Annotated in this window: 18 protein-coding genes and 3 pseudogenes; 14 read left to right on the forward strand and 7 right to left on the reverse strand. The window is 76.0% G+C overall.

Annotation, left to right across the window (positions count from 1 at the left end; genetic code table 11):
- Positions 1-25: 25 nt before the first annotated feature.
- The 4 genes from QSK52_RS02475 (at position 26) to QSK52_RS02490 (ending at position 4,920) form a co-directional block, all read left to right on the forward strand.
- Positions 26-1,894, forward strand: a complete 1,869-nt coding sequence (locus tag QSK52_RS02475) for a glycosyltransferase (protein ID WP_285732952.1) — start codon at positions 26-28, stop codon at positions 1,892-1,894.
- Complete coding sequence (locus tag QSK52_RS02480) at positions 1,891-3,282, forward strand: glycoside hydrolase family 16 protein (protein WP_285732954.1); 1,392 nt, start codon at positions 1,891-1,893, stop codon at positions 3,280-3,282. Before QSK52_RS02475 ends, QSK52_RS02480 begins: the two co-directional genes overlap by 4 nt.
- A gap of 116 nt (positions 3,283-3,398) precedes the next feature.
- Positions 3,399-3,866, forward strand: a complete 468-nt coding sequence (locus tag QSK52_RS02485) for a hypothetical protein (RefSeq protein ID WP_285732956.1) — start codon at positions 3,399-3,401, stop codon at positions 3,864-3,866.
- 157 nt (positions 3,867-4,023) lie between these two features.
- Entirely contained in the window at positions 4,024-4,920 is an 897-nt protein-coding gene (locus QSK52_RS02490; RefSeq protein WP_285732958.1) for an SDR family oxidoreductase, read from the forward strand.
- A gap of 52 nt (positions 4,921-4,972) precedes the next feature.
- On the opposite strand, the gene QSK52_RS02495 is transcribed toward QSK52_RS02490, so the two are convergent.
- Positions 4,973-6,043: an aminoglycoside phosphotransferase family protein gene (locus QSK52_RS02495; protein ID WP_285732960.1), complete on the reverse strand. Its 1,071-nt coding sequence runs from the start codon at positions 6,041-6,043 to the stop codon at positions 4,973-4,975.
- Complete coding sequence (locus QSK52_RS02500; RefSeq protein ID WP_285732961.1) at positions 6,040-8,784, reverse strand: HAD hydrolase family protein; 2,745 nt, start codon at positions 8,782-8,784, stop codon at positions 6,040-6,042. Before QSK52_RS02500 ends, QSK52_RS02495 begins: the two co-directional genes overlap by 4 nt.
- A 516-nt stretch (positions 8,785-9,300) precedes the next feature.
- On the opposite strand from QSK52_RS02500, the gene QSK52_RS02505 reads away from it, so the two are divergent.
- Positions 9,301-9,750 (forward strand): DoxX family protein, encoded by a 450-nt coding sequence (locus QSK52_RS02505; protein ID WP_285732963.1) that lies wholly within the window; start codon positions 9,301-9,303, stop codon positions 9,748-9,750.
- A gap of 21 nt (positions 9,751-9,771) precedes the next feature.
- Here the strand turns inward: QSK52_RS02505 and QSK52_RS02510 are convergent, their stop codons facing one another.
- Complete coding sequence (locus tag QSK52_RS02510) at positions 9,772-10,326, reverse strand: tetratricopeptide repeat protein (protein WP_285732965.1); 555 nt, start codon at positions 10,324-10,326, stop codon at positions 9,772-9,774.
- 350 nt (positions 10,327-10,676) lie between these two features.
- Here QSK52_RS02510 and QSK52_RS02515 point away from each other — a divergent pair, with 350 nt between their 5' ends.
- Positions 10,677-10,937 (forward strand): hypothetical protein, encoded by a 261-nt coding sequence (locus tag QSK52_RS02515; RefSeq protein ID WP_285732967.1) that lies wholly within the window; start codon positions 10,677-10,679, stop codon positions 10,935-10,937.
- A gap of 19 nt (positions 10,938-10,956) precedes the next feature.
- On the opposite strand, the pseudogene QSK52_RS02520 reads toward QSK52_RS02515, so the two are convergent.
- Both QSK52_RS02520 and QSK52_RS02525 read right to left on the reverse strand, forming a co-directional pair.
- Positions 10,957-11,241: pseudogene (locus QSK52_RS02520) on the reverse strand (GTP cyclohydrolase); the annotation flags it as partial.
- 60 nt (positions 11,242-11,301) lie between these two features.
- On the reverse strand, positions 11,302-11,511 hold the full coding sequence (locus QSK52_RS02525) for a hypothetical protein (protein WP_285732970.1): 210 nt from the start codon (positions 11,509-11,511) through the stop codon (positions 11,302-11,304).
- Between the two features lie 112 nt (positions 11,512-11,623).
- Here QSK52_RS02525 and QSK52_RS02530 point away from each other — a divergent pair.
- Both QSK52_RS02530 and QSK52_RS02535 read left to right on the forward strand, forming a co-directional pair.
- A pseudogene (locus tag QSK52_RS02530) lies at positions 11,624-12,477 on the forward strand (IS5 family transposase).
- Entirely contained in the window at positions 12,474-12,872 is a 399-nt protein-coding gene (locus tag QSK52_RS02535) for a hypothetical protein (RefSeq protein ID WP_285732971.1), read from the forward strand. The pseudogene QSK52_RS02530 and the gene QSK52_RS02535 overlap by 4 nt, the downstream one beginning before the upstream one ends.
- 6 nt (positions 12,873-12,878) lie before the next feature.
- Here the strand turns inward: QSK52_RS02535 and QSK52_RS02540 are convergent.
- Positions 12,879-13,325 (reverse strand): annotated as a pseudogene (locus QSK52_RS02540) (winged helix-turn-helix domain-containing protein); the annotation flags it as partial.
- A gap of 127 nt (positions 13,326-13,452) precedes the next feature.
- On the opposite strand from QSK52_RS02540, the gene QSK52_RS02545 reads away from it, so the two are divergent.
- The 4 genes from QSK52_RS02545 (at position 13,453) to QSK52_RS02560 (ending at position 19,662) form a co-directional block, all read left to right on the forward strand.
- Positions 13,453-16,176: an AAA family ATPase gene (locus QSK52_RS02545; protein WP_285733434.1), complete on the forward strand. Its 2,724-nt coding sequence runs from the start codon at positions 13,453-13,455 to the stop codon at positions 16,174-16,176.
- Positions 16,177-16,325: 149 nt separating this feature from the next.
- On the forward strand, positions 16,326-17,297 hold the full coding sequence (locus QSK52_RS02550; protein WP_285732975.1) for a helix-turn-helix domain-containing protein: 972 nt from the start codon (positions 16,326-16,328) through the stop codon (positions 17,295-17,297).
- Between the two features lie 184 nt (positions 17,298-17,481).
- Entirely contained in the window at positions 17,482-18,489 is a 1,008-nt protein-coding gene (locus tag QSK52_RS02555) for an alpha/beta hydrolase (protein WP_285732977.1), read from the forward strand.
- Between the two features lie 147 nt (positions 18,490-18,636).
- A complete protein-coding gene (locus QSK52_RS02560; protein ID WP_285732979.1) occupies positions 18,637-19,662 on the forward strand; it encodes a helix-turn-helix domain-containing protein in 1,026 nt (341 codons plus the stop codon).
- 33 nt (positions 19,663-19,695) lie between these two features.
- Here the strand turns inward: QSK52_RS02560 and QSK52_RS02565 are convergent, their stop codons facing one another.
- Positions 19,696-21,990, reverse strand: coding sequence for an XRE family transcriptional regulator (locus tag QSK52_RS02565; protein WP_285732980.1), 2,295 nt, complete (start codon positions 21,988-21,990; stop codon positions 19,696-19,698).
- Positions 21,991-22,261: 271 nt separating this feature from the next.
- Between QSK52_RS02565 and QSK52_RS02570 the strand changes: the two genes are divergently transcribed.
- Both QSK52_RS02570 and QSK52_RS02575 read left to right on the forward strand, forming a co-directional pair.
- Positions 22,262-23,236: an alpha/beta hydrolase gene (locus QSK52_RS02570; protein ID WP_285732982.1), complete on the forward strand. Its 975-nt coding sequence runs from the start codon at positions 22,262-22,264 to the stop codon at positions 23,234-23,236.
- A 40-nt stretch (positions 23,237-23,276) separates the two neighbouring features.
- Positions 23,277-23,831 carry a Dps family protein gene (locus QSK52_RS02575; protein WP_285732984.1) on the forward strand — a complete coding sequence of 185 codons (555 nt, stop codon included), beginning with the start codon at positions 23,277-23,279 and terminating at the stop codon, positions 23,829-23,831.
- Positions 23,832-23,835: the final 4 nt, after the last annotated feature.

The following is a 23,835-nucleotide window of genomic DNA, read 5'->3' on the forward strand; positions in this document are numbered from 1 at the left end:
GCCCTCCGCAGGCCAGGAGAACGCCGTGACCGCACCAGCCAGGACCGCCGCCGCCGACCCTCCCACCGGCGCCAGCCCACTGCGCCCCGCCGCCCGCGCCACCGCCCGGCGGACCACCGCCCGGTGGGCCGCCCCCCGGCAGGTCTGGACGGTCCGCCTCGCGCTGCCCCTCGCCGTCCTGCTCTGGCTGCTCGCCCTGCGCACCACCCGCCTCGACCGGATCGGCGACCTCGGCCTGCTCCAGGCCCTCCCGCCCACCTACTACGCCGCGCTCGCCGTCCTCACCGCCGGATTCCTCACCGCCCTGCGCACCCCCTGGCTCCCGCAGCGCCGACTCGCCTGGTACGCACTGGCGTTGATCACCTTCGTCCACGCCACCCCCAGCCTGCTCTACCCCACCCTGCGCTACTCCTGGGCCTGGAAGCACATCGCCGTCGTCGACGCCATGCTCCGCCACGGCGGCACCGTCCCCGACGCCGGGAAGCTCGACGTCTACAACCAGTGGCCCGGCTTCTTCGCCCTCAACGCCCTCCTGCTGCGCGCCACCGGCCTGCACTCCGCCCTCGGCTACGCCTCCTGGTACCCGCTGGTCGCCAACCTGCTGCTGCTCGGCCCGCTCCTGCTGCTCTTCCGCAGCCTCACCCGCGACCGCCGCCTGGTCTGGTGCGCCGTCTGGCTGTACTACGCGACCTCCTGGGTGGGCCAGGACTACTTCTCCCCGCAGGCCTTCGCCTACCTGCTGTACGTCACCGTGATCGCCCTGACGATGCGTCAGCTCTCGCTGGGGAGAAGCGACTGCGGGCGGTTCGGGTGGCGGCCCGGACCGTACGCGCTGCTGGTCGTGCTGATCGCCGCGATCGCCTCCTCCCACCAGCTCACCCCCGTGATGCTGGTCAGCTCGCTCGCCGTCCTCGCCCTGCCCCGCCGCAACCGCCGCACCGTGCTGCCCGTCCTCGCCGCCGCCCTCGTCCTCACCGCCGCCTGGGACGCCACCGTCGCCCGCCCGTTCGTCGCCGCCAACCTGCACGGGCTGATCGCCGCGCTCGCCGCCCCCGACCGCAACGCCGTCTCCGGGCTCGCCCAACTCGGTGCCGCCGCACCCGGACAGGTCCTCGCCTCCTGGATCGACCGGGCCACCACCGCCACCGTCCTGCTGCTCGCCCTCGCCGCCGTGGTCCGCCGCCGCCGGGTCCGCCGCACCACCCTGCCGCTGCTGCTGCTGGCCCCGCTCGTCCTGCTGCTCGCCAACGGCTACGACGGCGAAATGCTGTTCCGCGCCTACCTGTTCGCGCTGCCCGCCACCTCCTTCCTGATCGCCGCCCTGCTCGCCCCCGGCACCTCGCACCCCCGGCCCGCCGCCACCGGTGCCCCGCACCTCCCGCCCCTCCGGGCCGCCGCCACCGCCGCCGTCCTGGTCGCCCTGCTCGGCGGACTGCTGTTCGGCTACTACAGCAAGGAAGCCGTCAACCACTTCACCCCGCAGGAAGCCGCCGCCGTCCGCTACGCCACCACGCAGACCCCGCCCGGCTCCCGGATCGTCTCCCTCACCTCCGACGAACCGGGCGGCGAGCTCCACTACGACCAGCACCGGTGGACCATCCTCGTCGACGCCGACCCCGCCGACCGCAGACTCCTCGCCACCGACCCCGAGACCGCCCTCACCGACGCCCTCGCCACCGGACAGCCCACCGCCGAACCCTCCTACCTCGTCCTCACCCGCGCCCAGCTCGCCGCCTGCCGACTCACCGGACTCCTGCCCGCCGCCGCGGTCGACGAGATCCGGTACAGCGCCGCCCACCTGCCCACCCTGCGGCCCGTGCACAGCAGCCCCGACGCGGTCGTCTACCAGTACCTGCCGCCCACCGCCCCCGGCACCGGAGGAGGCACGCCATGAGCCGCACCGAGAACCGGGCCGCGATCCGGGTCGCGAACCGGGCCGCCGAGGCCGGGCGGGCGCTCCGGCGGCAGGGCGGGCGCCACGGACCGCTGCTGCTGGCCGCCTCCGGCTGGGTCGCGCTCGCCGCCACCGCGTTGCCCGCCGCACCACCCGCCGCCGGGGCGCTGCGGGCCGCCGCCGTCACCGCCTTCCTGCTCACCTGCCCCGGCACCGCCGCCCTCCGGCTCGCCCGCCCCGCCCTGCGCCGCGGCGAGCGCTGGTCGGCGGCGGTCCTGGCCGTCGCGACCAGCGCCGCGCTCACCGCCCTGACCACCGAAGCCCTCGCCCTGGCGGGCCGGTTCACCGCCACCCGGGCCGTCCTGGTGCTCGCCGTGCTGACCACCGCACTGACCCTGCTCGCCCACCGCGGCCCACCGGCCCCGCAGCCCACCGCGTCCGGCAGCGCCGCCGCTCCCGCCCCGCGGCGAGCGCCCGCCCCGCGGCGAGCGCCCGCCCCGCGGCGGGGCCCCGGCCGCGGCCGGGCCTGGGCCGCCGCCGCCCTGCTGACCGCCACCGCCGCCTGCGGCGGACCGGCCGCCGGCGACCTGCGGGACCCCGGCAGCCCCGGCCCCGCCACCCCCGCCGTCCCCACCGGCGAACCGCCCGCCCAGCCCCCCGACGCCACCGGCCCCTGGCACTCCGTCTTCCACGACGACTTCACCGGACGCACCCTCGACCCGGCCGACTGGACGACCTGCTACGACTGGAACCAGGGCGGCTGCACCAACGCGGGCAACAAGGAGAGCGAGTGGTACCGCCCCGGCCAGGTCTCCGTCGCGGACGGCGCCCTCACCCTCACCGCCACCCGCCGCCCCACCCCCGGCAGCGACGGCAGGACCTACCCCTGGACGTCCGGCATGGTCTCCACCGGCCGCGACAACTGGGACGCCGAGCCCCGGCACACCTTCACCTACGGCTACGTCGCCGCCGCGATCCAGGCCCCCGCCGACGCCACCGGCACGTTCCCCGCCTTCTGGCTGCTGCCCGCCGCCACCCGCGGCGGCCTGCCCGAGATCGACGTCGCCGAGTTCATCAACTCCAACCGCTACGTCGACCTCAACCTGCACGGCCTCACCCCCCAGGGCCAGGACACCATCGCCCACCAGCGCTACGGCCCCGCCGACTTCGCGGGCGGCTACCACGTCTTCGGCGTCGACTGGGAACCCGACGGCATCACCTGGTACGTCGACGGCGTCCCGCGCTTCCAGGTCACCGACCCCGCCCAGATCCCCCGCACCCCCATGGAACTCCTGATCAACCTCGCCGTCGGCTTCGAACAGGCCCCGCTCACCGGCACCGACACCGCCCGGCTGCACGTGGCCTGGGTCGGCGTCTGGCAGCACTGAGGCCGCGTCCGTGGCCGCACCCAGGGCCGCGGCCGCGGCCGGAGACCCGTCCCCCCGTTCAGGTGAACCGGCTCCGCGCCCTCCTCCGGCGCCGGGCCGCGGGCGTTGGACCGTGCATGGACGACGCCCCCGCCCCCGCTCCCGCCACCCGTCCCGGCCGCGTTCCCGGGCCTGCCTCCGCCTCCGCCTCCGTTCCCGGGGCGGACGCCCGCCCGGACACGCCCCCGTGCATCTGGTGCGGCAAGCCCGTCCCCGCGCCCGGGAAACGGGGGGCCCGCCCCAAGTACTGCGGCCAGTCCTGCCGGCAGCGCGCCTACGAGGCCCGCCGCGAGCGGCGCCACACCGCCGAGGCCCTCGGGCTGCCCGTCGGCCCCGACCCCGACCCGGTCGAACGCGCGGAGCGGGCCGCGGCCGCGCTGGCCGACGCCGCCCGCGTCCTCCTGGAGATCGCCTGCTCCCCGAGCGGCCTGCCCCGCACCGCCGCCCTGTCCGCCGCGGAGAGCACCGGCATCCTGGAAGCCCTCCTGCGGGTGGCCACCGGCCGCACCCCGGCGGTCCCGCGGCAGACCCACGACGCCTGGTGAACCCGGCCGCCCCGACGGACCGCTCCGCCCCGGTCCGGCGCAGGTGGGGGAGGTTTCGGCCGCACCGCCCCGGGCAGCCGCGAGGAGGCTGCGCGCCCGCCGGCGCCGCGGAGGCGCCCGTACCCGGCCCCGGACCGGCCCCTTGGGAGGACGACCGATGACCCGCGACCAGTTCACCCCGAACGACCCCACCGAGCAGTACCCGAAGCCCGACTTCGCCGAGCAGCAGCAGCCCCACCCCGGGCGCAGCGCCGAGATGGACCCGGAGCCGGACTACGGCGAGGACACCTACCGCGGCACCGGCCGTCTGACGGACCGGGTCGCGCTCGTCACCGGCGCGGACTCCGGCATCGGCCGGGCCGTCGCGCTCGCGTTCGCCCGGGAGGGCGCCGACGTGGCGTTCTGCCACCTGCCCGCCGAGGAGGACGACGCCCGGGAGACGGTCCGGCTGGTCCGCAGCGCCGGACGGCGCGCCCTGGCCGTGGCCGGCGACGTGCGCGAGGAGCGGTTCTGCACCGACCTGGTGGCCCGCTGCGTCGACGAGCTCGGCGGCCTCGACGTGCTCGTCAACAACGCCGCCTACCAGATGTCCCAGCCGGACGGGCTCGCCGCCATCACCACCGAGCAGTTCGACCGGGTGGTGAAGACCAACCTCTACGCGATGTTCTGGCTGTGCCGGGCGGCGCTGCCGCACCTGGAGCCGGGGTCGTCGATCATCAACACCACGTCCGTGCAGGGCTACAAGCCCAGCCCGTACCTGCTGGACTACGCGGCCACCAAGGGCGCCATCGTCACGTTCACCCAAGGGCTCGCGCAGCAGCTCGCCCCCGAGGGCATCCGGGTCAACGCGGTCGCCCCGGGCCCCGTCTGGACGCCGCTCATCCCCGCGACGATGGACGCCGACAAGGTGGCCGGGTTCGGGAAGCAGTCACCGCTGGGTCGCCCCGCCCAGCCCGCCGAGATGGCGCCCGCCTACGTCTTCCTGGCCTCGCCGGAGGCCGGCTACATCACCGGCGACATCGTCAACGCCACCGGCGGCACCCCGCTGCCCTGAGCGCTCCACGGCTCCGCGGAACGGCTTCACGGAACGGCTCCACGGAACGGCTTCACGGACGGGCGAGTTCGCGCAGCACGGGGACGAGGACCTCGCGGAGCCAGTGGCGGTTGCGGGCGAAGCGGCGGGACTTCTCCAGGTTGCCCGAGACGTGCCAGAGCCAGGCCAACAGGACTCCGGTGAGCGGGAGTTCGCCGGTCTCGGGGCGGTGCAGGGCGCCGGTGCGCAGGGCCGTCACCACCTGCTCGCCCCAGGAGCGGCCGTCCAGCAGCCAGCCCAGGGCCAGGGCGAACGTCGCCCGGTCGACCACGGCCGGGCCGTCGGCCGTCGCGTCCGCCCAGTCGACCAGGCCGGTGACGGGCGACCCGGCGACGGGCGGTCCGTCGTCCGGCGGCGGGCCGGTCCGGGCGGGGGAGCGGAGCAGCAGGTTGCCGGGGGTGAAGTCGCCGTGCGTCCAGGCGACCTCGACCGGGTGTTCGGCCAACTCGCGGCGCAGGAAGGCGCGCAGCGCCAGCAGCCCGGCGGTCCCCTCCGCGCCGCGGCACCAGCGGACCCGGTCGGAGAGGACCGCCAGCCGGTGGCCCAACCAGCCGTCCACCAGTCGCCCGTCCCGGCTCGGACCGCCCGTCGCGCCGCGCAACCCGTCCAGGACCCGGAACGCGGCGGCGGTCACGGCGCCGGCCAGCTCGGGACGGCGGGAGAGCAGGACGTCGCCCGGGACGCCCGGCAGCACCTCCTGCACCAGGACCGGCGGGCGGGCGCCCAGCCGGGAGTCGACCGTCCGCGGCAGCAGCTCCCGCAGCCCCGCCGAGCGCAGTTGGGAGGCCAGCACCTTCACCGCGTCCCGCTCGCGCGCCAGGGCGAGGACCGCCTCCTGGGTGCGCGGGCACTTCACCAGCACCGGCGGGCCGCCGTCCGCCGGGCGTCGGCGTGCCACCAGCACGTCCGAGAATCCCTGCGCCACCGCCTCCCACCGGCCGCGCCCCAACTCCCGTGCGGCCAGCCGTAGTCGCAGCCCGTCCACCGCCCGGCCCGCCACCCCCGGCGGCACCAGCAGCAGCCCGCCCGCGACCTCGCGCACCCCCATCAGCTCGTGCACGGGCACCCGGCGGCCGGTGCTCATCCCCGCTCCCGCTCCCGCTCCCCGGACAGCGCCAACGCGCCGACCGCCAGCGAGAGTTCGGCGAGCCGCGCGGGCATCCCGGCCCGACCGGCCTCCGGCAGGGCGAGCAGCGCCAGCAGGGCCCGGCTGCCCGGGGCGGGCCGGGGCGGACGGCAGCGGGGGCAGCCGCCCGGGCGGTGGCCCAGCAGGGCGGCGACCCCCTCCGCCAGTCCCGCCTGGTACGCGGCGGCGGAGACCCGTGCGACGGAACGGAGTTCGGCCGGGGCGTGGGCGGGCGCGACACCGAGCCGGGCCAGGCGCAGCAGCTCCAGGTCCGCCGGGCCGTCCCCGGCGGCGAACACCGGCACCGCGCCCGGATCGCCCAACTCCGCCAGCAGCGCCCGTACTCCGGCGGCCTTGCCGACGCCCGGCGGGAGGAAGTCCGTCTGCTGCTCGCCCCGCACCGTCCGGGTGCCGGTCGCGGCGGCGATCCGCTCGGCGGTGCGCCCGTCCAGCCCGGTGCGCCGCCCGTCCGGCTGCCGCCGGGACACCCGGGCCGTCCAGCGGGCCAGCGGGTCGACCTCCAGGTCCGCCGACCGCGCGGCCAGCGCCCGGACCCCGGCGCCGTCCCGGTCGGCGAGCGGCAGCGGCGGCCGCCCCGGCAGGTGCACCACCGCCCCGTACTCGGCCACGCCGCCCGCCAAGCCGTAGGCCAGGCAGCGGTCCTGGAGTTCCGGCAGCGAACGGCCGGTCGCCAGCAGCGGACGGAAACCGTGCGCCCGCAGCGCCCGCAGCGCGAGCATCCCGAGCGGCGAACCGGCCGGGAACCCCAGCGGATCGGTCTCCAGCACCCCGTCCAGGTCCAGCACGCACCACCCCGCCCCCGGCCCGTCCCCGCCCCCGGCGCCCTCCGGGGGCGCCGGCAGGCCGTCCAGGTACTCCTCGGCGAGGAAACCCTGCACCGCCCGCGCCGAAGCCCGCCGCCGCGCCGCCCGTCCCGCGGGCAGGTCGCCCGATCCGTGCTGCACCTGCACCAGTTGGGCCAGGCACCAGCGGGCCGCGCCGATCCGCTCCCCGGTCAGCCGCTCGTACCCGGTCCGCACCTCGGCGGCCCGGCCGGGGCGTCCGAGGGCGGTCAGCGAGACGGCGAGACCCGCCAAGTCCCAGGCCGGGTCGCAGCTCGCCAGGTCCAGGTGGCTGAACGCGCCCTCCGCCCAGTCGGTCTTCGCCCACCGCCCGTCCCGGCCCGTCCAGCGCCCGGCCGAGGTGCGCCCGTCCACCACGTACGGCCGTGCGGCGCGGGTGAGTTCGCGGGCCACCGGGTCGGCGAGCAGCGGGCGCAGCACCGCCGACCAGCGGCCGAACAGCGGCGCGAACAGGCGCCCCGCCTCCTCCCACACCGGCCCGCGCCCGACCAGCCGGGCGGTGCGGTCCGCGCCGAGGGCCAGCGCCCGCTGCCGGGCGGCCACGTAGCGGGACGCCGCCTCCGCCGAGACGGGGGTGTCGCCGGGCTGCTCCCGGCGGACCATCAACCCGCCCTCCAGCGCCAGGACTTCGGGTACCAGGCCGGGCAGCGCGGCGGCGTACTCGGCGGCCCGTCGGCCCAGGTGCCCCAGGCCGACGGTCTCCACCCGCAGCGGCACGGGCGGCCCGTCCGCCGGGTGCCCCGTCACCGGCAGCGAGCGGTGCAGGCCCCGCCCCGGGCAGACGGCCGGGCCGACCTCCAGGCGCGGCCAGTCGGCGGCGCCCGGAACGCTCCGGCGGACCAGCGCCTCCACGGCCGCGGGCGAGACCAACTCCTGCACCCGCCAGTCGGATCCGGGCAGCGCGACGACCCGGAACGGACCCAGGTCGGGCGGCTCCCGCTCCACCGCGACCAGCACGCTCACCGCGTCCGCCGCGAACCCCCGGGCGTGCAGGCCGGAGGCGACCTCCAGCAGCGAACGCCCGGTGACCGGCGGGTCGTCCACCACCAGCACCTGCCCGCCCGCCGCCACCAGCCACGCCAACTCCCGTTCCCGGCCCGCCAGTACGGCCTGTCCCGGCCGGACGGTGCCGCCCAGCACCGCCCGGTGCCCGGCCTGCCGCAGCGCGGCCGCCAGCAGCGGGCCCAGGTAGCTGCCGGAGGTCCGCACCCCCACCACCAGCAGCGGCAGGTCGGCGGGCAGCGGACGCACGGCGTCGAAACGGCGGGCCAGCTCGACCAGGTCGTCCGGGTACTGGTCGAAACTGCAGAAGCAGGACGGCGGCCGCCGCACCGCCGACCCCAGCACCCGGCGCAGCCCCGCCCCGCCCGCCGAGCGCCCGTCCCACCACCCCGTCAGCCGCTCCAGCCGCCGGTACAGGACGGACGGGAACGGGGCCGGGCGCAGCACCAGCGCGGCCAGCTCGTCCGTCGCACCGGCCAGCGCCCGCACCCACCGCGCGGCCGTCCCCAGCGCGGGCGCCCGCCCGGCCAGCGTCACCGCCGCCCGCTCCAGGGCCGCCGCCCCGCGCGCCCCGGCCCGGCCCCCGGCCGTCGGGTCCGCCCCGTCCTGCAGGTGCCGGACCAGCCGTCGCGGCACCATCCAGCTGCCGGCCAGCCGGTCCTCGGCCGCCTGCAGCATCCCCGCCGCGTACAGGAACGCGTCCAGCGCCTGCCCGTCCCGCGCCGCCCCCGTCAGGCACCCGGCCAGCTCCGCCACCGTCGCGTGCGGATCCGCCGGGCCCGCGAGGGGCCCCGGGCCCGGGCCCGCGGGGTCGGGCGGTGGCCTTGGGGTCATGGCGCTCTCCGTGCTCCTCGTGTCCCTCGTGCTCGTTCCCGTGGTCTCCGTGTTCTCCGTGTTCTCCGTGCGCTCCGTGCTCTTCGGGGAACGGGCGGCAGCCGCGCGCGACGGGCCGCCGGACGCGGCTGCTTCCACCGTCCGCCCGCCGCCCCGCGCCCGCAACGCGGGCCCGCACCGCCCGTCCCGCTCTCGACGCCCCGTGCCCGCCCGGCGACCCGGAGCGACCGGGACGCCGCCCGGGAGCAACCGCCCGCGGAGCCCACCGGCCTGAGGACGACCGGGTGTTCAGCCACCTGCGGATCGACGTGCTGCGGTCCGGACGCTGCACCGCCGAGGCCCGCCGGGTCCTGCTCGGTGAACCCGAGTGCACCGGCGACTGCCGACCGCTGGTGGGGCGTCCCCCCGGCGCCCTGACCGGGGGCGGAAGAATTCCCCGCCGGGCACCGATGAGTTCCCGGGGCGGCGGCCGTCGAAGCCCGTGAGAGCAACGACCGCCGACCGGGGAGACCTGAGATGCCCAGCACCACCGCTTCCACCACCACCGCTTCCACCGCCACCACCGCTGCCGCCAGGCCCGGGAAGGTCCTCCTCCGGACGGTCTGGACCCTGCGGATCCTGATGGCGCTGTTCTTCGCGGTGGCCAGCGCCCTGCCCAAGCTGCTCGCGGTCCCGGCCGCCACCACGGTCTTCGACGCCATCGGCGCGGGCGACTGGTTCATGTACCTCACCGGCCTGGTGGAACTCGCCGGAGCGGTCGGCCTGCTGCTGCCCCGCCTGGCCGGCCCGGCCGCGACGGCGCTGATCGCCTTCCTGTTCTGCGCGTTCGCCGTCCAACTCACCGCCATGCACGGCGAGAACGCGGGCACCCCGTTCCTCTTCATGGTCCCGCTGGCCGTCATCGCCTGGAACCGCCGCACCGAGACCGCCGCCCTGCTGCGCCTGCGCCCGCGTCCGCACCGCTGACCGGCACCGCGGCCCCGGCCCTCACGCCCCGCCGCCACCCCCGGCGGCCCGGAGCCGCGACTCGACCAGGTCGAGCGCGTCCCGGGTCGACCCGATCAGTTCGGCGTCCCCCTTGGCGTCCCGCAGCCGCAGGGCTTCCCGCAGGTGCGCGCGGGCGCCGAGGAGGTCGCCGCGCTCCGCGAGGTGCTTGCCGAAGTGCTGGAGCGCGAAGTCGAGGAGTTCCGGGCAGGCGCTCCGCGCGGTGTCCAGGGCGCTGCGGTAGCACGCGTCCGCGGCCGGGAGGTCCCCGGCGTAGCGGTGGGCGTCGCCGGAGTTGACGCCGGTGGCGACGACGGCCCGGGCGTCCCCGTCGGCGACGGCCAGTTCGAGGGCGCGCCGCAGGAACGCGCGGGCCTCGTCGTGGTTCCCCAGGACGAGGTGGCCGATGCCGATCCACCGGGTCAGGACCCGGGTTCGGCCGGGGGCGGCCCCCGCGGACAGCTCCTCGTGCAACCGGTCGACCGCGGCGGCCAGTTCGGCCCGGTCGGTGGGGACCATGCGCAGGTCGGCGTCCTGGGTGAGGAGGTGGTGCAGCACGGGGCCCTCCCGTTCGGTCCTGTCCGGCACCGTCCTGGTCGGCTGTGCCTTCGCCGATCGCCACGGTACCGACCCGGTGGACCGGCGCCGGCCCGGGGCGCGCGGGGCTTCCCCGCCCCGAACTGCCGCCCGGCGCCGTCGAACTGGCGTCCCGGCAGCAGTCCGGGCGCCGACGCGCTCCCCGGGGCCGCGAGCGGACGGACCGGCCGGGAAGGGGGTACGGTCGGTCGGGACGCGAGGGGAGGCGAGGGGATGACCGCGACGGCGGAGCCCGGAGCACGGCGGGTGCGGCGCGGCGGCCGGGGGAGCGGACCGGTCCGCACCCGCGGGCGCCGGACCGGGACGGCGGCGTGACGGGCTGGCGGGTCTGGCTGCAGGACCAGCCCGCCCAGACGATGATCGCCATCTCGAAGGCCGACGACGACCTGTTCGCCCTGGTCACCGCCGCCCTGGTCCTCCTCGACGGCCGGGCCGGCACCCCGGTCGACGCCTGGGGCGACCTGCGCAGCGTCGTCATCGCCCCGACCGTCACCGCGGAGCTGTTCGTCGACGCCGACGAGCGCACCGTCGACGTCCTGCGCCTGGTCTGGGTCCCGGGCCTGGGCGACTGAGCCGCACCCGGTCGGGGCGTCAGCCGACCAGGGGGGCCAGGGCGAGGGTGTGCCGGGTGTGTTCGACCTTGGCGCGGAGGTAGCGGAGGTTGCTGGGGGAGAGGTGGACGCCGGTGGGGACGCGTTCGGTGACGGTGATGCCGTGGGCGGCGAGTTGGGCGGCCTTGTCGGGGTTGTTGCTGAGCAGGCGGACGGCGGGGGCGCCGAGGGTGTGCAGCATCTGGGCGGCGGCGGTGTAGTCGCGGCCGTCCTCGGGGAGGCCGAGGGCGGTGTTGGCCTGGTAGGTGTCCAGGCCGGAGTCCTGGGATGACGGTACACCCCTCCACCTTGTTCTCGACCTGCGGAAACATCCCGAGGTCGACGGTTACGCGCCTGTCCGGCTCGTGGTCGGGCGATCGGTGTTCGCCGTCGCGGACCGGCGGATCGTGGCCGAGTACTCCCGCAGGCGTGCCATGGTCAACTCGGCCTCGGCCAGTTCGTCCGGCAGCAGGTAGACCGCGCGAGGGGTGTCGGTGTCCTGCTGGGATATCTCGACCTCGAGTCCGATCAGGCCGGGGTGCTTTGTGGACGTCATGTCGGGAGCTTAAGAGGACGTTAAGTCCGTTTCTGGATGATCTGGTGTCGCCCGTTCGTGGGTAGGGCCGTTCGGGCTGACCGTGGTGTCGTGCGCATGATGGGGTCGGGGCATGGAACGGATGCCGTACTCAACGGACTTGTCCGACGGGCAGTGGGCCTTGATCGAGCCGCTGGTCACCGCCTGGAAGCAGGAGCGGGTGTCGCGGTCGGCGACCGGGGACCCGGGCTCCTGCGACCTGCGCGAGGTCGTGAACGCGCTGCTGTACCAGAACCGGACGGGCTGTCAGTGGCGGCTCCTACCGCACGACTTACCGGCCTGGTCGGCGGTGTTCTACTACTTCACCCTGTGGCGCCAGGGCGGCCTTGACCAGCGGATCCAGGAGATCCTGCGCTGCCAGGTGAGGGAGCGGGCCCGTCGATTAGAGGACCCGTCCCTGGTGATCATCGACACCCAGTCCGTCCGTGCGGCGGCCGGGGTGCCGAAGGAGACCACGGGGCTGGACGCGAACAAGAAGACGCCCGGCAGGAAGCGGGGACTGGCCGTCGACGTGCTGGGCCTGGTCATCGGCGTGGTGGTCCTGGCCGCGAGCGCGCACGACAACGAGGCCGGCATCGCCCTGCTGGACCAGGCGGCGATGCGGTGCGGGATGCGTCTGGAGAAGGTCCTGGTCGACCAGGGCTTCAAGGACGCGGTGATCATCCACGGGGCGGTGAAGGACATCACCGTCGAGGTGGTCCGGCGCAACCCCGACGACGCGGGCAAGGGCTTCGTCCCGCAACCGAAGCGGTGGGTGGTCGAGCAGGTCAACGGCACCCTCATGCTCCACCGGCGCCTCGCCCGCGACTACGACCACCGGCTGGACAACGCCGCCTCCCGCGTCTACTGGGCCTCCACCGCCGGCATGCTCCGCCGCCTCACCACCCCAGCCCCGCCTGGCGCGACGACGTCGAGCTGGCCGCGTGAACGTCACCGAACTCCTGCGGCTGCTGCAGGCCGAACACGACGAGACCGCCGCACGCGCCGACTGCCTGCGCGCACAGATCGAGCAACTCACCGGTGCGCTGGCCGAGGTCGAGGCCCGCCTCGCCGAGATCGTCACCACCGGCAAGGTCATCGACGGCCTCGCCCTGCCCGACCACGAACCGGCCCCTGCGGAGACCGCCACCGTCTACCAGCGCATCGTGACCGCCTTCAACGAGCATCCCCGGCAGGTCTTCCGGGTTCGCGAACTACACGAACTCCTCGGCCTGCCAACCGACGAGCCCTCGATCAACGTCACCCGCTCCCGCCTAGGACGACTCGCCCACCAGGGAACCCTCGACCAACCCGGACGCGGCCGCTACCAGAAACGGACTTAACGCCCTCTCAACCGCCGCATCGTCGCGCTCGATCGCCCGGCGGACGGGCTGCTGCCAGCTCCAGCCGTGTCGCTTCAGCAGCCGCCAGGTGCCCTCGACCGTGTACGAGACGTGGAACAGCCGGCCGATCAACGTCTTGATCCGTGCCAGCGTCCACCGCTGGTCCGCCCAGCCGTGAGCCAGTGGACCACGCTCCAACTCCCGCTCCAGCCTGGCGATCTGGGCTTCACTAAGCCGAGGTCTTCCCGGCGACCCCTTCGACAGGACGCCCGCCTCGCCGTCCTCGCGCCAGGCCCGGCGCCACCGCTCGACCGACCGCACACTGATCCGCAGAGCAGTGGCGATCTCCGTGTTCTTCTGCCCGCCCTCGAACCGCTCCACCGCCTGGAGCCGTAGCAGCTCCCGCGTGCTTCTCTCGGCGTCGGTCAGCCCGCCGCCCTGCGCGTACCTCACACCACAGGGCTACCGGTACCCACGACCAGCTGTCCGGCGAACAGCACCGACATCACCCGATCAAGTTCAGTAGCCTTGGGCGGCCGGGGGTGCTGGCAGGTCGGTCGACCCGGGGAGAACGAGAGTGGTGGAGGACGGGCGGGGTCCGGGCCTGGTCGGGCGCGGGCGGGAGATGGGGTTGCTGGCTGAAACCCTGGCTCGGGCCGGGAGCGGCGCGGGTGGCGCTGCGGTGCTGTTGCGGGGGGACGCCGGGGTCGGGAAGAGCGCGCTGCTGGCCTGGGTGGAGGGCGAGGCGCGGGGGCGGGGGTTCACGGTCCTGCGGGCGGTCGGTGCCGAGGCGGAGGCCGATTTCGCGTTCGGGGTGCTGCACCAGGCCCTGTGGTCGCTGCTCGGGCGGTCCCGGGCGTTGTCCGCCCACCAGCGCGAGGCGCTGGAGGGCGCGTTCGGTGTCCGGGCCGGTACCCCGAGCGGGTTCGCGGTGGGTGCCGCTGCGCTGGCGCTGTTGGACGAAGCGGTGCGGAGCTCCCCGGTGTTGCTGTTGTTGGACGACCTGCACTGGGCCGACTCGTCGAGCGCGACGGTCCTCGCCTTCCTCCGCCGGCGCTGTGCGGAGCTGCCGCTGGTGATCGTCGGTGCCAGTCGGCCCGACGGCTCCGTGGCGCGGACGTGGTCGGCCGACCCGGTCGACGTGGCGGCCCTGTCCCGGGCGGACGCGGCGCTGCTGCTGGGCGCCTGCTACCCCGAGCTGGCGGAGAGCGCCACGGACCGGGTCCTGACGGAGGCGGCCGGCAACCCGCTGGCGCTGGTGGAGCTGCCCCGGCAGCTGGCCGACGGCCAGCGGCGGGGGATCGTCTCGCTGCCGGACCGCCTGCCGCTGGGGCGGAAGCTGGAGCGGATGTTCGCCGAGCGGCTGGGGTCGGTGACGGCGGAGGCCGGACGCCTGCTGTTGATGGGCGCGCTGGCGACCGGTACGGACTTCGGCGGCCGGGCGTGGCTGGGTGCCGTCGGGGGCGAGGAAGCGCGGGGCGCCATCGAGCGCATCGAGGCCGACGGCCTCGCCCGGCTCGACGCCGACGGACGGCTGGTGTTCCGGCATCCCCTGGTCCGCACCGCGGTGGTCTCGGCGGCCTCGGACTCGGCCCGCCGCGAGGCCCACCGGGCTCTTGCCGCCTCGCTCTCGGCGGACGACCCCCGGCGGCTGGTCCACGAGGCGTCGGCCGCGCTGCTCCCGGAGGAAGGCCTCGCGCACCAGTTGCAGGAGGTGGGCCGTGGCCTCGCCGAGCGGGGCGGTGACGCGGAGGGGGCGCTCCTGCTCGAACGCGCCGCCGCCCTCAGCCCCGATCCGGCCGACCGCGCCCGCCGCCTCACCTGGGCCGCGGTGATGGCGGCCCGCGGCGGCCAACTGCGCCACACGGCCGCCCTGGTGGAGGAGTTGAAGGCCGGTGCGGTCCCGTCGGACGTCGCTCCGCTGTTCGCGTACGCGGTGGTCTATGCCGACCAGAGCCACCACGTCGACTTCGGGTCCTCCGCCGCGTTGCTGCCCTCGGTCCTCGACGCGCTGACGGCGCAGGGCGCCGACCCCTTCGGCGGGCTGGTCGAACAGGCCTACTTCAAACTGCTGCTGGCTGCCGGCTACACGGACGACCCGTGGGCCTGGCGGGCCCTGGAACGGCACCGGGGGAACGTGTCCGAGGCCGGCCGGCTCTGCCTGCGGGCCTGGACCGAGCCGGGCCCGGGCGTCGCCGAGGCGCTCCGGACGGTGACCGAGGGCATGACGCAGGAACAGGAGGCGGGCGCGGCCTGGCTCCTGCTGTGGACCGCCTCGGCGCTGGACGCCCCCGAGGCGGACCTGTGGCAGCGCTCCACCGGGCAGCACAGCTACGCCACCCAGGGCTCGGTGGCCAAGGCCAAGTGCCACCGGGACTACCTGCTCGGGCACTGGGACCAGGCCGACGCCTGCCGGCGCGAGGCCGAGATCGCGGAGGGGCTCGGCTACCACTGCAACGCCTTGGTCTTTCGCCAGTACTACGCCCACTTCCTGGCCGGGCGGGGCGACGAGGCCGGACTGCGCGAGGTCGAGGAGGCCGTCAGGCCCACGGCCACCCGCGCCCGGATGCGGTTCGTCCTCGACCGGCTGACCCACCTGCGCGGCCTGGCCGCCCTCGCCCACGGCCGCTACGAGGAGGCGTACGCGCTCTTCGGCGAGCTCGCTCCGCCCGGCCGGCCGCCGGGCGGCCCGCCCTGGTACCACGCGCTGGTCCTCGACCTGGTGACCGCCGCCGTGCACACCGGCCGGCCCGAGGAGGCGAGGGCCCGCGTCGCGGCGGGGCGGGCCGGGGGCTCCGCGGAGATCTCCGGCCGGCACGCCTTCCTGCTGGCGGCCGCCGCCGCCCTGGCCGCCGTCGACGCCGACGCCGACGCCGCCTACCGCGCCGCCTACGCCGTGCCGGGCGCCGAGCAGTGGGTGTTCGACCTCGCCCGGCTGCGGCTCGCCCACGGCTCGTGGCTGCGCCGCCGCCACCGGCCCGGGGCCCGGGAGGCGCTGCGCGCGGCGCACCACGCGTTCCGCCGCCTCCGGGCGGACCCCTGGGCGCGGCGGTGCGAGGAGGAACTGCGTGCCGCGGGCGACCCGGTGGCACCGCCGTCGGGCGTGGCGGCCCCGGACACGACCGGACTGACCGGTCAGGAACTGCGGATCGCCCGGCTGGCCGCCACCGGCCTGAGCAACAAGGAGATCGGCCGACTGCTCCAGCTGTCGCCCCGTACCGTCGGCGCGCACCTCTACAAGGTCTTCCCGAAGCTCGGCATCACCTCGCGGGCCGCGCTCGCGCTCGCCCTGGGCGGCGGCTGACCGGCCGGGGCGAGCGGCCGACTGTGCTCTCCGTGCACCCTTCCGGTCCGGCAGCGCACCACGGCGGCCCGCCAGTCAGATGACCTAACGGGCTCGCTGACCTGCGGATCAGTCTTGCGTCGCAAGGTTGGGACGGGAAGGACGGTCAGGTGGGCTCGCAGGTGACGGCTGCGTCGGTGCCGGACGAGGAACGGACGGCGTTCTGGAACCGGACGATGTCGCGGACGCTGGTACCGGTGGAGGTGGCCCCGCGCGGCGGACGGCCGTTCGCGGGGCACCTGGCGTCGCACCGGCTCGGGTACGTCCGGATCTCGACGCTGGAGGCGGACGCGGTGCGGATCTCCCGCACGCCGGCGCTGATCGCCCGGACCCCGCAGGCCGAGCCGCAGGTGGGGGTCGGGGTCCAGGTGTCGGGCCGGGCCGTGCTGGAGCAGGACGGGCGCCGGGCGGAGGTGCCGGCGGGCGGGCTCGTCCTGTACGACACGGCACGGCCGTACTCCGTCGACTACCCGGAGCCCTTCCGCACCCACCTGTTCCACCTGCCGCGCCGGCTGCTGGGCGTGCCGGAGCGCGAGCTGCGGCAGGCGGCGGGGACGGCCGTCACCCCGGACGAGGGGTGCGGGTCCGTGCTGCTGCCCTTCCTCAGCACCCTGGCGGTGTCCGCCCCCTCGTACTCGGCCCCGGTCGGTGACCGGCTGGCCGGCAGCGTCGCCGACCTGCTGAGCACGCTCGTCGCCCAGCTGACCGCCGAGCGGGCGGCCGACAGACCGCACGCCGCGAACGACCACCTGGTCCGCCGGGTGCGGGAGCACATCGACCGTCACCTGTGCGATACGGAACTGTCGCCCGAGACGATCGCCCGGGCCCACCACATCTCCGTGCGGTACCTGCACCGGCTCTTCGAGGGCGAGGGAACCACGGTGGGCCGGCTCGTCCAGCAGCGCCGACTGGACGCGTGCGCCCGGGAGCTGGGCCGTCGCGGCCGCACCGCGCCGACGGTGTCGGCGGTCGCCCAGCGGTGGGGCTTCGTCAACCCGGCGCACTTCAGCCGGGCCTTCCGGGCCGCCTACGGGGTCTCGCCCCGCGAGTGGCGCGCGCTGCGGACCGCGGACGCCGGCTGACGGTCCGCGGGCCGGTGTCCGGAATCCGTGCACGGACAGGACACTGCGGCCGCCGCCGGGGACGTACGGTCGAGCGGCGTGTGCCCGGGGAGGGGACGGCGCCGTGCCCCGCGCCGCGCCGGGCACCCGCCGTGGTGCGCGCCGCGCGCCGCCGTTCCCGTCCGAGCACGCCAGGAGACGAGAGTTGTCCGACATCACGCCCCCGCCCGGCCGGGGGCCGGCGCTCGACCGGCCGCTCCAGGAGCTCCTGGACGCGTCCGCCGGCAACGCGGCGACGGAATTCCCGGACTTCTCCCTCCTCGCCCCGGCCGACGCCGGGGGCCCGGCGGACGCCGCCGCGGCGTCCGCCGACGAGCCGGAAGACCCGTACGGCACCACGGCGGAGTGGCTGGCCCTGCCCGGCGGGCCCACCGGGCGGGTGCACGTCCAGGTGACCAGGCCCGTCGGCGCCCCCGGGCCGAGCCCCGTGGTGCTGTTCCTGCCCGGCATCGGCTGGTCGTTCGGCGACGCCGCCTCCTACGGCCGGCTGATCCGGGAGTTCGCGCTGGGCACCGATGCCGCGGTGGTGTACGTGGACTACGCCCGGGCACCCGCGGCTCGCTACCCGGTCGCCGTCGAGCAGTGCTACGCCGTGGCCCGGTGGATCCACGCGCACGGCCATGAGATCGGACTGGAGGGAGGCCGGATCGCGGTCGTCGGCGACTCCGCCGGGGGCAACCTGGTGGCGGCCCTGACCTTGCTCGCCCGGCAGCGCGGGGACGTGCGGCTGGTGCACCAGGTGCTGCTGTGCCCGGTGACCGACGCGGACTTCGGCACCCCGTCCTACCGCCGGTTCGCCACGGGCTACTTCCTGCACCGCGACCACATGCGCCGGTTCTGGGACGACTACCTGCCCGAGCCGCAGCGGCGGCGGGAGGCGACCGCCGCGCCGCTGCGGGCTACCCTGGAGCAACTCGCCGGTCTCCCACCGGCGTTGGTGATCACCGCCGAGGCCGACGTGCTGCGGGACGAGGGCGAGGCCTACGCGGCCAGGCTCCGGGTGGCGGGCGTCCCGGTGGTGGCGACGCGCTACCAGGGCGCCGTGCACGGCTTCCTCCTCCTGGACGCGCTCCGTCCCACCGGCACCGCTCGGGCCGCGCTGATCCAGGCCGTCGACACCGTGCACGTCGCCCTGCACCGCCGCTCCTGGTGAGGCCGGGCGCCGCGGACCCCGGCGGGCGGATTTCTGCCTGTGGTTCTTCCTGGTCCAGGGCGTTGCGCGGGGGTGGGATGGATGAGGCGGAGCGGGGAGACCCGCGGGCCGCCCGATTCCCGCACCCCGACCCGCCGAGGAGCACCGATGTCCCTCGTTCTCGACACCGCCCCGGTGCCGCCGGCCGAACGGGCCGAGTACTGGCACGAGGCGGTCTCCCACACCTTCATCCCGTTGGACGTGCGCCTGCTGGAGGACGAGCCCGCCGCCGGGACCATCACCAGCCACCGCCTGGGCGCCCTGCAGGTCTCCCTGGTCCAGGCCGGTCCGCAGCGGGTCGTCCGCACCGCGGGCCTGATCGCCCGGGGCGGGGAGGACCACCTGACGCTGGCGCTCCAGCACCGCGGCACCGCCCGGCTGGGGCAGGACGGCCACCAGGTGCTGCTGCGGCCGGGCACCTTTGCGATCTCCGACGCCGGACGGCCGTTCGCCAAGGAACTGCCGGAGCCCTTCGCCTTCACGGCCTTCCACTGGCCGCGCTCCGCAGTGGGCGTGTCCGACGAGGACCTGCGGGTGCTCACCGCGACGGCCTTCGACCCCGGCAGCGGCACGGCCGCACTGGTGGCCGCGTACCTGGAGTGCCTGGCCCGGTCGGCCGACTCGCTCGGGCCGGAGGTGGCCGGCCGGCTCGCCACCACCGCCCTGGACCTGCTCGCGGTGCTCGCCCACGAGCGCACCGGGCGGTCGGTCGCGGGCGCGCCCGAGGCGGCGGGCGCCACCCTGGCACGGGTCAAGGACCACATCCTGCGCCACCTGGGCGACCCGGACCTTTCACCGGAGCGGATCGCGGCGGCCCACCACGTGTCGGTGCGCTACCTGCACAAGATCTTCCAGTTCGAGGGCGTGACGGTGGCCCGCTGGATCCAGCAGCAGCGACTGGCCATGTGCCGACGGGACCTGGCCCGTCCGGCGGGCGCGCTGACCGTGGCGTCGGTCGCGGCCCGGTGGGGCTTCGTGAGCGCCAGCCACTTCAGCCGGTCGTTCCGCTCCGCATACGGCCTCTCCCCCCGCGAGTGGCGAGCGGGCACCGGCCCGGACCCGGTCCGCCGCCGGCCCTCGGGCGGCAGGGCCGGGGAGGCCGCCGCCCGGGCCGCGTACGGCGTCGCCGTCTGACCACCGGCCCGGCCGGGCCGGAGTCAGGGCCGGTCAGTCGAAAACGGTCGGCGGCGACAGCCGACCGGTCCCGAGGCCCTCGATGGCGGCCCGGGCCTGCTCCACCAGCTCCCCGGGGACGCGGTCCCCGAACGCGACGACGGCGCGGTACTCGGCGGCGGCCTCGTCGCCCTCCCCGAGGTGGGCGAGCGCGTGGCCGAGGTGGAGGTGGAGCTTGGCCCCCACCCGGTGGTAGCCGCGGGCGTCGAGCTGCCCGCGGAGCGGGCGGAGGGCGTCGACCGCCTCGGCCCACTGCCCGAGGTTCAGGTGCACCAGCGACAGGTGGTACGTGGCGACCAGCACGGTGAGGCCCCGGACGCTCTCCGGTATGCGTTCGGCGTGGCGGGGATCGGCGAGCACCCCCATGACCTCCCGGTAGGTCGCGACGGCCTCGTCGTTGCGACCGGCCCGGTGCAGCAGCCGGATGCTCACGTTGCAGGCCGGGAGGTAGCGGGTGACCTCGTCCGCCGCGATGAACAGGTCCATGGCCCGGCGGCAGTGGTCGGCAGCCGACGAGGCGTCACCGACGGCGTCCCGCAGCACGCTGAGCCGCAGGTGGGCCCGGGCCTGCTGGACCCGGTCCCCGCAGGCCCGGGCGAGGTCGAGCGCGGCCGTGGCGGTGGCGACCGCGTCCGCGTGGCTGCCCTCGCACACCCAGTGGGCCCAGGAGAGGTCGTTCAGGTGGCCGGCCTCCGTCGCGGCCTCGCCGAGGGCCGCCGCGGCCCGGGCGGCCGTCTCGAACACCTCGGTCCAGTGGCCGGCGGACACCCAGTTGTCGGACACCAGCCCCATGGCCCGGCCGACCTCGTTCACCGCGCCGTGCTCGCCGAGGGCGGCGGCCTCGCGGAAGGCGGCCAGCCAGTTCGCGTACTCCGCCTTGAGCCAGCCCATGGCCTGCCCGGGGTCCTCCAGCGCGACCAGCCGCTCGGGGTCCGGCGGCGGCGCACCGTACTCCGGTTCGTGCCACCGCCCCGCAGTGACGGCGGTGTCGAGCAGCCAGGCGCGCAACCGGGAGCGGGAAGCCTCCGGCCGAGCCCCGCCGTCCTCCTGGCGCAGCTGCGCCCTGGCGTACAGGCGCAGCAGGTCGTGGAGACGGTAGCGGTCGTCCCGGTGCGTCGTCAGCAGACCCGCTTCCAGCAGCTCCTCCAGCAGGTCCTCCGCGTCGAACAGGGGGACCCGGGCGAGGACGGCCGCCAACGGGAGGCTGAAGTCCGGCGCCGGGACGAGCGACAGCAGCCGGAACATCCGGGCGGCGCCCGGGGCGAGGCGCGAGTAGGACAGCGAGAAGGCCGAGTTGACGCGCAGGTCGCCCGCGCTGAGCGAGTCCAGCCGGCGGTCCTCGTCGGTGAGGCGGACCGCCAGCCGTTGCAGGCTCCAGTTCGTCCGGGTGGCGGCCCAGTTCGCGGCGACGCGCACGGCGAGCGGCAGGTGACCGCACAACGCGGCGATCGTCCGGGCGGCGTCGGGCTCCGCGTCCACCCGGCCGGCGCCGACGACCGCGCGCAGCAGCGAACCGGACTCCAGCGGGTCCAGCACGGGCAGCTCCACCCGCCGCACCCCCTCCAGCCCGGCCATGGTGTGGCGGCTCGTCACCACGACCAACAGCCGCCCCGCACGCGGCAGCAGCGGCCTGACCTGGGCCTCGCTGCCGGCGTTGTCCAGGATCAGGACCCCGTGGAGCCCGCCCGCGACCGCCTGGTAGCGCGCGAGACGCTCCTCCGGGCTCAGCTGCACCAGGTCCAGGTCACCCGCACCCCACGCGCCCAGCAGCCGCATCACCGCCTCCTGCGGCGACAGCGGCCGGTCGTCCAGCCCCTGCATGTCCAGCAGGAACGCCCCGTCCGCCAGCTCCGGCGCGAGCTGTTCGGCCAGCTGGACGGCCAACGACGTCTTGCCGCTGCCCGGCGCGCCGAACACCACCGCGACCGGCGGGGACACGCCGCCCCCGCCCGGCGAGCCGGGCGGGGGCCGGTGCGCGAGGCCGCGCAGCGCGGCGAGCTCCGCCCGCCGCCCGACGAAGTCCCGGACGCCCCTGGGCAGCGCGCAGGGCGACGCCGAGACGGCAGCCGGCGGCCTGCTGCCCGTACGTCCGGCCCGGGCCACCGCCAGCAGTTCGGCGTGCGCGGCCTCGTCCAGCGCGAGGCCCTGCGCGATCGCGGTGACGGTTCCGCGCTGCGGGCGCAGGCTCCGTCCCCGCTCCATGTCGCCGATCGCGCGCCCCGACACACCGGACGCCTCCGCCAGCTCCTCGATCGTCAGCCCGCGGGCCTGCCGCAGCTCCCGCAGCATCCGACCGAACCGCGTCCCGCTCCCGTCGCCCATCGTGTTCCCGTCCGCCTCCGGCCCGTCCGTTTTCGGCTCATTCATACCGCCCCGCGGAGCGGAAGTGAAAATTTCCGCCGAACCCTCGAACGGCATCGGCGAGGCCGCTTCCCCGGCCTGCGCGGCCAGGGGTGCGCGCAGCGGCGCGAGGCGGTGCGCCGTCGGGACAGGCCTCCTGCCTGCACGTTCCTAGCCTGATGACCATCGCACAGCACAACGAGACCACGAGGTGACCACCATGTCCGCACAGAACGCCGCCGGCACCGGGCCGACCCTGGAACCAGAGGCCCGGGCCTTCGCCGAGGCCACCGCGAACCCGCCCTACCTGTTCGACCTGGGCCCGGCCAAGGGCCGCGAGGCGGTCGACGAGGTGCAGTCCGGCGCGATCGCCAAGCCGGAGATCGACGAGGAGTGGATCGAGGTGGCCGGCGGCCCGACCGGACCGGTCCGCGCCCGCATCGTGCGTCCCGCCGGAGCCGCCGGTCCGCTCCCCGTCGTCCTCTACATCCACGGCGCGGGCTGGGTGTTCGGCAACGCCCGGACCCACGACCGCCTGGTGCGCGAGCTGGCCGTCGGCGCGCGGGCCGCGGTCGTCTTCCCGGAGTACGACCTGTCGCCCGAGGCGCGCTACCCGGTCGCCATCGAGCAGAACTACGCCGTCGCCCGCTGGATCGTGACCGACGGGCCCGCCAAGGGCCTGGACGCCTCCCGCCTCGCCGTCGCCGGGGACTCCGTGGGCGGCAACATGAGCGCTGCGCTCACGCTCATGGCCAAGGAGCGCGGCGACGTCCCGCTGGTGCAGCAGGTGCTGTTCTACCCGGTCACCGACGCCGCCTTCGACACCGACTCCTACCACCGCTTCGCCACCGGCTACTTCCTGCGCCGCGACGCCATGCAGTGGTTCTGGGACCAGTACACCACCGACCCCGACCAGCGCGCCGAGATCACCGCCTCACCGCTGCGCGCCACCGTCGAGCAGCTCCGGGGGCTGCCGCCGGCGCTGGTCGTCACCGGTGAGGCCGACGTGCTGCGCGACGAGGGGGAGGCCTACGCGGTGAAGCTGCGCCGGGCCGGCGTCCCCGTCACCGCCGTCCGCTTCCTCGGCACGATCCACGACTTCGTGATGCTCGACGCGCTGCGCACCTCGAAGTCCGCGCAGGGCGCCGTCGCCCTCGCGGTCCAGACGCTGCGCCAGGCGCTGCACCAGGACTGACCGCCCGCCATCACTGCGCCACCGACCGAACAGGACCACTATGAGCAGCCAACCGCGACTCCACCAGCACGGCCCCGAGATCCACGCGTTCGGCACCGTCACCCAACTGCCGATCGCCCTGTCCCACGACGCCCGGCAGTACTCCTGCCAACGGCTCAACCGCGTCCTCGCGGACACCCAGTTCCTGTACGCCCTCTACAAGAAGCACCACTGGGGCGTGCACGGCCCGACCTCCTACCCGCTGCACCTGCTGTTCGACAAGCACGCCCAGGAACAGCTGACCCTGGTCGACGCACTCGCCGAACGGGTGCAGAGCCTGGGCGGCGTCGCCGTGGGCGACCCCCGCCACGCCGCAGAGATCACCGGCGTGCCGCGCCCACCGGACGGGATCGAGGACGTGCCCGCGATGCTCTCCAGGCTCCTCGACGCCCACGAGACCGTCCTGGCCGAGGCCCGCGACGCGGCCGCCCGCACCGCGCAGCTCGGCGACGACGGAACCCAGGACCTCCTGGTCTCCCAGGTCATCCGCACCGGCGAGGTACAGGTCTGGTTCCTCGCCGAGCACCTCGTGGTCACCCCTCCGGCCGGGCCGTGACCCG

Source organism: Kitasatospora phosalacinea, from assembly GCF_030268885.1.
In the GTDB taxonomy this organism is placed as follows: domain Bacteria; phylum Actinomycetota; class Actinomycetes; order Streptomycetales; family Streptomycetaceae; genus Kitasatospora; species Kitasatospora phosalacinea_C.